Origin of the sequence: Pseudomonas sp. Pf153, from assembly GCF_001269775.1 — a bacterium.
Lineage (GTDB): Bacteria > Pseudomonadota > Gammaproteobacteria > Pseudomonadales > Pseudomonadaceae > Aquipseudomonas > Aquipseudomonas uvaldensis.
Genome location: NZ_LHVL01000025.1, coordinates 878,211 through 891,461, shown reverse-complemented (window position 1 = coordinate 891,461; position 13,251 = coordinate 878,211). Strand labels below are relative to the sequence as shown.

The following is a 13,251-nucleotide window of genomic DNA, read 5'->3' as shown; positions in this document are numbered from 1 at the left end:
CTTGCTCCCACAATGGATCTGAACCCACAGATGGGTCTGTATCCACAAATGGACCTGCGCACACAAACGGATCTGTGCACACAGGCCATGCGGGAGCAAGGCTTGCCCGCGATGAGGCTCTCAAAGCCGCTGTCTACATACCCTCCAGCTCCGCCATCAAGTCATTCAACCGGTCCACTTTCTCCTCGGTGATTTCACCGGCCGTCAGCCCTTCGATGTACGCGGCCAGTTCCTCCACGGTGCTGCATTCGAACATGGCCCGCAGCGGTACATTGCGTTGCAGGACCTTTTGTACTCGTGAGGCAATTTGCGTCGCCAGCAACGAATGGCCCCCCAGTTCGAAGAAATTATCCCGCACACCCACTCGCTCGACCTTCAGCACCTGTGCCCAGATATCCGCCAAGGTCTGCTCCAGCCCGGTACGGGGTGCCTGGTAATCCTGGCTGTGCGACTGGCCGATCTCCAGGGCCGGCAAGGCGTTGCGGTCGAGTTTGCCGTTAGCATTGCGGGGCAGGCATTCAAGCCATAGCCAGTGCAGCGGCACCATGTATTCCGGCAGTTCCGCCCGCAGGCGCTGCTTGATGCGCTCCAGGCGTTCGGTCGCTTGCAACATGGAATCCGAAGCAACCAGGTAGCCCACCAGATACTTGCCGTTGACACCCTCCTGTACTCCCACCGCGGCATCGCGCAGCTCCGGCTGCTCATGCAGTCGCGCCTCGATTTCCCCCAGTTCGATGCGGTAGCCCCGGATCTTGACCTGATGGTCGATGCGCCCGACGTACTCCAACACACCATCGCTGCGCCGACGTGCCAGGTCACCGGTACGATACAACCGCTCCCCCGGCGCGCCGAACGGGTTCGGCACGAACACCGGGGCGGTGCGCAATGGATCGCCGACGTAACCGCGCCCGACGCCGGTACCGGCCACGCACAGCTCACCCACGGCCCCCAGCGGCACCAGGTCCAGCGCACCGTCGAGCAGGTATAAACGGTTATTGTCGGTGGGCGTGCCGATGGGCAAGTAGCTGCCGCGGGTCGACGCGATGTCGACGCGAAAGAACGCCACGTCATCGGAGCACTCCGCCGGACCGTAGGCGTTTACCAGGCCGATGTCCAGGTAACGCGACAGCCATTGACGGGCCAGTTCCGGCGGCATCGCTTCGCCAGTGGGCAACATCCAGCGCAGGCCGTCCATGCCGACGTGCTCCTGGGCCAGCATGCCCTGGATCAGCGACGGCACACTTTCCAGCACGGTGATTGCCTGGCGCTGGACATGCATCGGCAACCCTTGCGGATCATGGGCGATAGCGTTGGGCACGATGTCCACCCGAGCGCCGAACAACGGCGCGGCGAGGAACTGCCAGACCGAAATGTCAAAGCTCTGGGAGGCCGTCTGGGCGATCACGTCGGACTCGCTCAGCGCCAGATAAGGCACCTTGCTGAGCTGGTTATTGAGCATGCCCCGCTGCTCCACCATCACGCCTTTGGGCTGCCCTGTGGAGCCAGACGTGTAGATCACATAGGCGAGGTTGTCCGGACCACTGTAGACACCAGGGTTCTGCGGCGAAACATCGCTGGCCTGGACGGCTTCCCACACCAGCAGCTTCGGCCGCTCGGAACAGGGGAATTCGTCGAGCAGCGCCACGGCCTGGGCATGACAGGCCTGGGTGCAGACCAAAAGCGGCGTGCGGCTCATGGCCAGGATCCGCCCCAGGCGCTGGTTTGGCAGGCCGGGATCCAACGGCAGGTAACCGGCACCGGCCTTGAAGCTGCCGATGATCATGCCCAGCAGATCCAGGCCCCGCTCGGCCAGCAGCGCCACCGGTTGATCGAGGCCCACGCCGGCAGCGATCAAGGCATGGCCGAGGCGGTTGCCGCACAGGTTCAACCCGGCGTAGCTGTGCTGCTGGTCCAGGCACGTGGCGACGATGCGTTGCGGATGGGCGGCGACTCGGGCCTCGAACAGCTCGACGTAACTGCGTTCCAGTGGATATGCCCGCTCGCTCTGGTTGCAACCCTCGATCAGGAAATCCTGTTCCTCGACACCTACCAGTGGCAGCGCGGCCATGTCACCGTGCACCCCCTCCATCAGGGCCAACAGCAAGCGCTTGAACTCACCCAGCAGCCTCTGGACGGTTGGCTCATCGAAATAACGCTGGTCGTAGGACAGGTGCAAGCCCAGGTCATCCCCCGGATAACAAACCGCCGTCAGCGGGAAGTTGGTGTGGGTGCGACCGGAGTCCGACGTGGCGTTGAGGCTCCGGGCGCGGTCCAGCACCGAAACCTCCACTGGCGCGTTTTCGAACACGAACAGGCTGTCGAACAACGGCTGGCCCTTGGGCAGCTCACTGACTTCCTGGATGCTCACCAGCGGCAGATATTCGTACTCGCGCAGGCGCATATTGCTGTCCAGCAGTTCGCCCAACCATTGGCGCACCGTGCGGCGCTGATGCTCCTCGGGTATCCGCACCCGCAACGGGACGCTGTTGATGAACAGCCCCACGGTGCGCTGCATCTGTGGCAGTTCCACGGGGCGTCCGGCCACGGTGACCCCGAACAGCACGTCCCGGTCGCCGCTCACCCGCCGCAGCACCAGGGCCCACGCCGCCTGGGCGAAGGTGTTGACCGTCAGTTGGTGGGCCTGGGCCAGTTCTCGCAGTCGCGCGCCGTCCTGCGGGTCGAGTCGGGTGTAGCAATCGCCGACGACCATGCCGCCGCTGTCACCGGCGTGTTCGCGCAGGAACGGCCGGTCGCCGGGGATCGACGTGGTCCGTTCGAAGCCTTGCAGGTTGTGCTTCCACCACTGCCGGGCCTCCGCCAGGCTCTGACGTTGCAGCCAGCCGATGTAGTCGCGGTAGCGTGGCGGCATCGCCAGCCGAGGCTCACGGTGTTCGCCAAGGGCGGTGTAGATCTCGAAGAAATCATCCATCAGCAGCGAACGGCACCATGCATCGATCAGGATGTGGTGGTTGCTCATCATGAACCAGTAGCGCGTCGCGCCGACCCGGATCAGCCGCAGGTGGAACGGCGCCTGGCTCAGCAGATCGAAACCGGCTTCGCGCTCGCGCTTGAGCAGCGTCTGGAGCTTCTCTTCCTGCTGGTCCTCGAGCACTTCGCGCCAGTCGAGATAATCCACGGGCGTGTTGCCGGGCTTGTGGATGATCTGCAGCATGTCTTCGCCGACGTTCCAGCAGAACGAGGCGCGCAAGGCCTCGTGACGGGCGACGACCGCCTGCCAGGCCTGGGCGAAACGCTGGGGGTCCAGATCGCTGTCGATGCGGTAGCGGTCCTGCATGTAGTACAGACCCGTGCCCGGCTCCAGCAGGGTGTGTAGCAACATGCCCTCCTGCATCGGGGTCAGCGGGTAGACATCTTCGATCTGCGCCGTCGGTACGGGCAGGCCGTCGAGCTGCTCCTGGGTCAATTTCGCCAGCGGGAAGTCCGATGGCGTCAGGCCGCCCGCCTCGTCTGTCAGGCAATGGGCGATCAGGGCGTGCAGTTGGTCGAGGTAGGCATCGGCCAGGGCGGCGATGGCCTGCCGGTCGTGGCGCTCGCCACTGAATGTCCAACGCAGCACCAATTCGCCACCACTGACCTGACTGTCGACACTCAATTCGTTGGGCAGCGGCGAATCGGGATCATGGATCGCCCCCAGCGGTGCGTCCAGCGGTTGGAACAAGGCGTCGTGGCCCAGGGTCTGGTCGAGCTGTCCCAGGTAGTTGAAGGTGATGGACGCTTGCGGCAGGGCAGCCATCGCCTCGCGAGTGTCCGCGTCGGCCAGGTAGCGCAGCACACCGTACCCCAGGCCCTTGTGGGGCACGGCGCGCAGTTGCTCCTTGATGGCCTTGATCGATGCGCCGAGATCTTCACCCGATGGGCTCAGGCGCACCGGATAGACACTGGTGAACCAACCCACGGTGCGGGTCAAGTCGAGGTCATCGAACAGCGCCTCTCGACCGTGACCTTCGAGTTGGACCAGAGCCGACTCATGGCCGCTCCAGCGGCACAGCGCCCGGGCCAGTGCCGTCAACAACAGATCGTTGACCTGGGTGCGGTAGGCGCTCGGTGCCTGTTGCAACAATTGCCGCGTGCGCTCGGCATCCAGGCGCACGCTGACAGTTTGCCCGTGACGCTCTTGAAGACCGCCGTCAGGATGGGCGCAGGGCAATGCCACAGCCGCACCACTCAGGCGCTCCTGCCAGCCGCCCAGTTCCTCGCGCAGGGATTCAGTGCCGGCGTAGGCCTGCAAACGCGCCGCCCAGTCACGGAACGGGCTGGTCTTGGCTGGCAGCAGCGCCTCCTGCCCAGCGCTGATCTGGCGATAGACGATTTGCAAATCCTCCATCAACACACGCCACGACACCGCGTCGACCACCAGGTGATGAATGACGATCAAAAGGCGCTGCCGCCCGTCGGGCACCTGCACCAGCACCGCCCTGAGCAACGGACCACCCGACAGGTCCAGGCTACGTTGGGCCTGCTCGAATAAAACTTCGCAGTGCTCCAGGGACTCGACGGACAACGACTGCAACAACGCAGCATCCGACACCGGTCGATGCTCGGCGCGCCAGTGGCCGGCGGCTTCATCAAAGCCCAGGCGCAAGGCATCGTGCTGCTGGAAAACAGCCCGCAACGCTTGTTCCAGCGACTGAGGATCCAGGGTCGTGGCCGGCTCCAGCAACAGCGCCTGGTTCCAATGCTGTCGATGGGGGATGGGGCGCTCGAAGAACCAATGCTGGATCGGCGTCAATCCCGACTCGCCGCTCAACAGGCCCTGTTCGGCGCTGACCTGCTCGCTGCGGGTGGCGACAGCCGCCAGGGTCTGCACCGTCTGGTGCTGGAACAAGTCGCGAGGCGTGAAGTGAATACCCTGCTGCCGGGCCCGGCTGACGACCTGGATGGACAGGATCGAATCGCCGCCCAATTCGAAGAAGTTGTCGTTGAGGCCGACCTGCCCCACGTTCAGCACTTCGCACCAGATGGTCGCCAGGGTCTGCTCCAGGGCGTTGCTCGGCGCCACGTAGTGTTGACGATTGAGCTCTGGATCCGGCGCCGGCAAGGCGCGACGGTCGAGCTTGCCATTGGCGGTCAGCGGCATGCTTGCCAGCAGGATCAGGTGCGTGGGCACCATGTAGTCTGGCAGTTGCGCCTTGAGATGGGTCTTCAGGGCTTCGCGCAGGATCGCTTGTTGGTCGGCTTCTTGTGCGGCGACGTCCGTCACCAGATAGGCAGCCAACTGCTTGCCTCCCGGCATGTCGAGCGCCAGTACCACAGCCTCGCGCACCGCAGCGTGCTCCAGCAGGCGGGTTTCGATTTCCCCCAGTTCGATACGGAAGCCGCGGATTTTCACCTGATGGTCGATGCGCCCCAGGTATTCGACCAGGCCATCGGCACGCTGGCGCACGAGGTCGCCGGTGCGGTAGAGCCGTCCACCGTCGGTGCCGAACGGGTCGGCGATAAAGCGTTCGGCGGTCATGCCCGGACGCTGGTGATACCCCTGGGCCAGCCCGGCGCCGCCGACATACAGCTCGCCGGTCGCCCCTTGTGGCACCAAGGCAAGATCGGCGTCGAGGATATAGGCCACCCGGGCGCCGACCACGCTGCCGATCGGCACGCTGCCCGCGCCCTCATCCAACTGCTCGGGCGCCAGGCACGCCAGTGGCATGACGACGGTTTCCGTCGGCCCGTAGGCGTTGAAAAACAGTGCCGGGGTGAACGCTGCCCGAATGCGCTGCAGATGCTCTCCGGTCAGGGCCTCACCACCCGTGATGCACATGCGTACGGGCAGCGTTTGCCCCTGGGACGCCAACCATTGAGCGAGCTGGCTGCCGTAGCTGGGCGTGAAGCCGAGCACATTCACGCCCTGTTTGCGGATCAATTCGCAGATATCCTGGGCGTCCCATTGTCCCTGGGCTCGCAGCACCACCTGGGCTCCGCTGAGCAGCGGCACCAGCAGGCGCTCGGTGGCGGCGTCGAAGTTGATGGAATAGAAATGCAGCTCGCAATCATCCGGGCGCATGCCGAAACGCTGAATCACTGCCCGGCAATGCATGGCGATTTCACCATGGGACACCACCACACCCTTGGGCTTGCCGGTGGAGCCTGAGGTGTAGATCAGGTAGGCCGGGTGCTGTGGCAGATTGACCAATGGCAACGCCTGTTCCGGGTATTGCGCCAGGGCCGTCGTGTCCTCTTCCAGGCACCAGCGCCCGACGCCGTCCGGCAACGGGCCCAGGGCCTGGAACATCGCCCGGTCGCTGAGCAGCAACCCGACGCCGCTGTCTTCGATCATGTAGTGCAAACGGTCCAAGGGGTACTCCGGGTCCAGCGGCACGTACGCACCGCCGGCCTTGAGAATCGCCAACAGGCCAATGACCATCTCCAGCGAGCGTTCCAAGGCCAGGCCCACCCGAACCTGGGGCCCGACACCGCGCTCACGCAGCATCCAGGCCAAGCGATTGGCGCGCCTGTCGAGTTCGCCATAGCTCAGGGTCTGTCCGGCAAAGGTCAGGGCCGGTGCCTCGGGACGGACCTGGGCCTGTTCGCTGAACAGGGGGTGCAGGCACTGGTCCAGGCGATGGGCGCCGGGTTCAGCACCGAGGCTGCGCAGCCGTTGTTGCCGCTCGCTGGCGTCCAGCAGCGGCAGTTCGCTCAGGCGCCGGGTCGGATCGTCCAGCAACGCCTCCAGCAGGTTGCGCCAATGCCCGGCCATGCGAGCGATGCGTGGCTCATCGAACAGGTCGGTGCTGTAGGTCAGGCAGCAACCCAGGCGATGATCCAGCTCGGTGACCTCCAGGTTGAGATCGAACTTGGTGGCCCGCGCATCGTTGACCAGATACTCCACCGTCATCCCGGCCAATGTGCGGCTCTGTTGGAATTCCCAGCGCTGCACGTTGCACATCACTTGGAACAGCGGGTTGTAGGCCGCGCTGCGCGGCGGTTGCAGAGCCTCCACCAGATGGTCGAACGGTAGGTCCTGGTGGGACTGGCCTTCGATCACCGTATGACGCACCTGCTCGAACAGCTCGCCCACCGACATCTGCCCGTCCAGTTGGCAGCGCAGCACCTGGGTGTTGAGGAACGCACCGATCAGCCCTTCGCTTTCCGGCCGGATACGGTTGGCCACCGGCGCACCGATGCGCAGGTCGGTCTGACCGCTGTAGCGATAAAGCAGCACAGCCAGGGCGGCGGTCATGGTCATGAACAACGTCAGACCGTGTCGGGCGTTGAAGGCGCGGACCCTGGCGGCCAGAGCGTCGCTGAGGTCGAAACGCAACAGCTCGCCGCGATGGCTCTGCACCGGCGGGCGCGGCCGGTCACTGGGCAATTCCAACAGCGGATGTTCATGGCCCAGTTGCGCGGTCCAGTAGTCCAGTTGCCGTTGGCGCTCACCGGATTCCAGCCACTGGCGCTGCCAGACGCTGTAGTCCAGGTATTGCACGGGCAGCGGCTCCAAGGGCGACTCGCGGTCGTCGATGAAGGCCTCGTACAGCGCACTCAGCTCGCGGGCGAAAATGTCCATCGCCCAGCCTTCGGTGACGATGTGGTGCAGGGTCAGCACCAGGTAATGCTCCTGCTCGCCGGTCTTGACCAGGCAAACTCGCAGCAGCGGCCCGGTTTCCAGATTAAAGGGCCGATGGGCCTCGCTGTCGGCCAGTGCCTGCACCTGTTGCTCGCTGATCTCGGCAGCGAGCGTCGAGAAATCTTTCCAGTCCATACGCAGGCCCGTCTCGCCGTGCACTTGTTGGCGGGGCACGCCATCGACGCTCGGGAAGGTGGTGCGCAGGGTCTCGTGGCGCAGGACCAGCGCCTGCAAAGCCGCCTCGAAACGCCCCACGTCCAGCACGCCGCGCAACCGCGCCATGCCGCCCACGTTATAAGCCGGGCTGTCCGGTTCCATCTGCCAGAGGAACCACATCCGTTGTTGGGAATAAGACAGCGGCACCGGTTGGCTGCGGTCGACTTTCTCGATGGGCGGCTGGCGGTTGGTCTGGCCGCTGACTTGGATCGAGCGTACCTGTTCGGCAAACGCCCCCAGCTCACTGGCCTCGAACAGCGTCCGTAGCGGCAACTCGACGTTGCAGGCCTGACGGGTGCGGGAAATGATCTGGGTCGCCAGCAACGAATGGCCGCCAAGGGCGAAAAAATCGTCCCGCAGGCCAATCCGGAAAAGTCCCAGCACTTCGCCCCAGATGTCGGCGAGCTGACGCTCCAGGGCGCTGACCGGCTCGACGTGCTCGCGCCCTTGCCACTGTGGCTCGGGCAAGGCCCGGCGGTCCAGCTTGCCGCTTGGCCCCAGGGGCATGGCGTCCAGGCGCATCAGCTGGGCCGGTACCATGTACTCCGGCAATTCGGCGGCCAGTGCCACTTTGAGCCGGTTGCCGAGGTCATCCTGGGCCTCGGTGACATCCGGTGCAGTGTAATAGCCGATCAACTGCGGGCCGGCCGAAGTATCGCGCACCAGCACGACCGCTTGGGCAACGCCCTCCTGGGCCAGCAATCGCGCTTCGACTTCCTGCGGCTCGACCCGAAAGCCCCGCAGCTTGACCTGCTGATCGAGGCGGCCGAGGTATTCGATCACTCCGTCGGCGCTCCAGCGTGCCCGATCGCCGGTGCGATACAGGCGCGCACCGGCCACGCCCAGCGGATCCGGGACAAAACGCTCGGCACTCAAGCCCGGCCGACCGAGATAACCTCGGGCCAGGCCCAGGCCACCGATGCACAGTTCGCCCGCGACACCGGCCGGTACCGGATTGAGCTCGCTGTCCAGTACACGACACGCCACGTTGCCCAGTGGACGACCGATAGGCGAGCGCTCGCCATCGGCCTCGCTGCATTGCCAATGGGTGACGTTGATGGCCGTTTCGGTCGGACCATATCGGTTGTGCAGTTGCGCCGCTGGCAGTTGCGCCAGCACCCGGTTGCGCAATTCGGCCGGCAAGGCTTCGCCACCGGAAAACACCCGGCGCAGGCTGGTGCAGCGAGCGCTCAACGGTTCATCGATAAACAGGCTGAGCAACGGCGGCACGAAGTGCAGCGTGGTCACGCCGAACTGCTGAACCAGTTGGGCAATACGATGCGGATCGCGGTGTTCGCCGGGGCTGGCCAGCACCAACCGGCTGCCGGTGATCAGCGGCCAGAAACACTCCCACACCGACACGTCGAAGCTGATCGGTGCCTTTTGCATCAACACATCGGCTTCATCCAGGCCATAGGTGGCCTGCATCCATTGCAGGCGCTCGGCCAGGGCGGCGTGGGTGTTGCCGACGCCTTTGGGCTGGCCCGTGGAACCAGAGGTATAGATCACGTAGGCCATGTGATCGCCCTGCAGATGCAGGCCCGGCGGGTTGCCCGGCCATTGCTCCAGGTGCAGCGCATCCAGGGCGATCACACTGACGCCCTCGCAGGCCGGCAAACGTTCGAGCAGCGCGGTCTGGGTCAGCAGCAAGTCGACGCCGCTATCCTGGAGCATGTAGGCCAGGCGCTCGGCGGGATAGTCTGCGTCCAACGGCACGTAGGCCCCCCCGGCCTTGATGATTGCCAGTACGCCGATGAGCAACTGCGGCGAGCGCTCGGCGGCAATCGCCACGCACACATCGGGGCCGACGCCTTTGTCCCGCAGATAATGCGCCAGGCGATTGGCCTGGGTGTGCAGATCGGCATAGGTCATTTCGCCGCCGTCCCAAAGCAGCGCGGTGCGACTCGGCGTGCGCCGGGCCTGTTCGTTCAGCAATTCCGGCAGCCATTGCGTCGCCGGTGTGCACGGGGCAACGCTCCATTGCTGCTGTTGCGCCTGTTCCTCGCCAGTCAGCAGCGGCACATCACCAATGGCTTGTCGTGGATCGGCGCAGACGGCTTGCAACAGGTTGCAGAAATGTCCCGCAAGACGCGCGATGGTCGCGGCGTCGAACAGCTCGTCGGCGTAGTCGAACGACAGCGTCAGCCGCCCGTTGCGATCCTCTTCGCTGTGCAGCTGCAAGTCGAACTTGGCTTCACGGCTGTGCCACGGCAACTCATCGGCCAGCAGCCCCGGCAGGCGACGCAGGGCACCCAGGTCCCGTTGCTGATGGTTGAACATGACCTGGAACAGGCCTTGTTCCCGAGCCTGTGGGAACGCTTCGAGCAATTGTTCGAAAGGCAGGTCCTGATGGGCCTGGGCGCCCAGCGTGGCCTCCCGGGCCTGGGCCAGCAACGCGGCGAACGACTGGCGCGAATCGACCTGCCCGCGCAGCACCTGGGTATTGATGAAAAAGCCGATCAACCCTTGGGTTTCCAGGCGTGGGCGGTTGGCGTTGGGCACGCCGACGCGGATATCCGCCTGGCCGCTATAGCGCTGCAGCAGTGCCTGGAAGGCCGCCAGCAACAGCATGAAGCAGGTCGCCTCGTGAGCCTGGGCCACCTGGCGCACGGCATCGCCGACGCGCTTGTCCAGGCGCAAGCTATAACGGGCGGCGCTGCGGCGGCGTTGGGCACTGCGAGGATGATCCGTACTCAGGGCCAGGACCGGGTGTTCATCGCCCAGTTGCTGTTTCCAGTACGCCAATTGGCGCTCGGCCTCACCCTGGGCGAGCCACTGGCGTTGCCAACAGCCATGGTCAGCGTACTGCAAGGGCAACGGCGCCAGCGTGGCAACCTGATCCTGGATCGCAGCGGCGTACAACCGGGAAAACTCATCGACCAGCACGTTCATCGACCAGCCATCGGCAATGATGTGATGCATCGTCACCAGCAGTTGGTGATCGTCTTCGTCGAGGCACAACAAGGTGACCCGCAGCAGTGGCCCTTTTTCCAGATCGAATGGCGCAATCGCTTCATCTTCCCGAATCTGCCCGGCCCGGGCTTCGCGCTGGTCGGCCGGCAGATTACTCAGGTCGATCCGTTGCAGGGTGAATTCAGCGGCCGGGTCGATCTGTTGCAAAGCCACGCCATCGCGCTCCAGGAACCGCGTGCGCAGGGACTCGTGGCGCTCGACCAGTTGCTGGAAGCTGGCCCGCAAAGCGCTTTCGTCCAACTCCCCGCGCAGGTGCAATCCGCCAGGGATGTTGTAGGCGCTGCTCGTCGGGTCCAATTGCCAGGTGATCCACAAGCGGCTCTGGGCCAGGGACTGGGGCAATGCCTCATGACGCGACAACGGGCTGATCGTGTCCTGGGACAGGTTGCCGTCCTGTTGTCGGCCCTCCACGGCGGCCGTGAAAGCGTGGAGCGTCGGGGCCTCGAACAGCAGGCGCAGGTCCAGCGTGACGCCCAGGGTTTCGCGCAGCCGCGCAACCACCTGGGTGGCGGTGATGGAGTTGCCCCCCAGCAGGAAAAAATGATCGTCCCCCTGCACTTCGTCAACCTGCAACAGCTCGCGCCAGACGAGGGCGATCTGCGCCTGCAACGGCGAGGCCGACTCCGCCGCATGGGCACTCGCGGCCTCGATCGACGGGAATTGCGCATAGCTGTCCAGGCTGCCATCGGCCAGGCGGGTGCGGCACGCCGAGCGTTGCAACTTACCGCTGGAGGTCTTGGGCAAGGCACCGGGATTGAGCAGTACTACCACGCTTGGCGCTTGCTGGCAGGCGTCAGCCACGACCTGGCGGATCGTCTTGATCAGCGCCTCGGGCGGCAGGATTTTCTGCACGCTGCGGCTGATTTCCGCCGCAATGCCAATTCCTTCTTCCGCGCCGTCGTCTACCGCAAATGCCGCCACCCGGCCTTTGCGCACCACCTCCACCTCTCGCTCGATGGTCTGCTCGATGTCCTGGGGATAGAGATTGTGCCCGCGCACGATCAGCATGTCTTTCAGGCGGCCAGTGATGAACAGCTCGCCGCCATGGAAGAACCCCAGGTCGCCGGTACGCAGCCAGGTGCGGCCTTCATGCTGGACGAAGGTCTTGGCCGTGGCCTCGGGATTACGCCAATAACCGTGGGCGATACTCGGCCCGGTGGCCCAGACTTCGCCCACCTGTTGATCGCCCAACGGTTGCAGCGTGTTGGGTTCGACGACCAGCACCCCGTGCCCGGGCTGGCCGATACCGCAGCTCATCACCGCGCTGCCCTGCCCCGGCTCGGCGCGGTTTTGCGCCAGTGCCGCGTCGTCTATGCGCAATGAAGGAATGCCGTGGCTGCGGGGCGTGCCGGCGACAAACAGAGTGGCTTCCGCCAGGCCGTAGGACGCCATGAAGTTATCCGACGTGAAACCACACGGCGCAAACTTCTCGGCGAAGCGTTCCAGGGTGTCGAGCCGAATCGGCTCGGAGCCCGAATAAGCCACCCGCCAGCTGCTCAGGTCGAGGCGCTGCAAGGCCGAGTCGCTGACCCGCTCGCTGCACAACCGATAGGCGAAGTCCGGGCCACCGCTGATGGTGCCGCCATATTCGCTGATCGCCTCCAGCCAACGCAGCGGCCTGGCCAGGAAATACGCCGGCGACATCAACACGCATGGCACGCCACTGAAGATCGGTTGCAGCAGGCCGCCGATCAACCCCATGTCGTGATACAGCGGCAGCCAGCTGACGATAACGTCATCTGGATTCAGGTCGATGCCGAAGCCCTGGCGGATCAACAGTTCATTGGCGACCAGATTGCCGTGACTGACCTGCACGCCCTTGGGCAATGCAGTGGAGCCGGAGGTGTATTGCAGGAACGCAATGTTATCGTCCTGCAAGGTCGGCGCGACCCACTGTCCGGCACGTGCCGGGTCGAGGCTGTCGACGCATAGCAATGGTGGTGCGGACTCGATGGCCTGCAAGGCTTCGCGCAGATCGCTGCTGGTAAGTAGCAGGCGCGGCACGGCGTCGGCGATGATCGACAGCAGGCGTTCCTGGTGATGACGACGGGCCGACTCCGGTGGATAGGCTGGCACGGCGATCACACCGGCGTACAGGCAACCGAAAAACGCCGCGACATAGTCCGGGCCGCTGGGAAACAGCAGCACCGCGCGATCGCCGACTGTCGCCCCGGCCTGCAAGGCGGCGGCAATGGTGCGGGCGCGCAGGTCCAGATCGCGATAGCTCAGCACCACGCTCTGTTCCGGCGTGTCGGCAAGGAAGCGCAAGGCCACGCGGTCCGGCGTCAAGGCGGCGCGGCGCTGGAGGGCATGGGCCAGGGTGCGGGGAAGTTCGAACGCGTCGGTCATGGGGGTTCCTGCCTGAAATTCGGCTTGCAAGTTGTCCCCCAAGGAACGGACAACACAGGCAAATAATTAGTCAGGGGCGCAGCGCAGCGGACCGTTCGACGACAACGTCCCTGCGGCAACGGGTCGCAGCG

The 13,251-nt window shown here is 64.8% G+C and carries 1 protein-coding gene; it reads right to left on the bottom strand.

Going from position 1 to position 13,251, the window contains the following annotated elements:
* Window positions 1-133: 133 nt before the first annotated feature.
* Window positions 134-13,120 carry a non-ribosomal peptide synthetase gene (locus AD666_RS19160; protein WP_053155273.1) on the bottom strand — a complete coding sequence of 4,329 codons (12,987 nt, stop codon included), beginning with the start codon at window positions 13,118-13,120 and terminating at the stop codon, window positions 134-136.
* Between the last annotated feature and the right edge of the window lie 131 nt (window positions 13,121-13,251).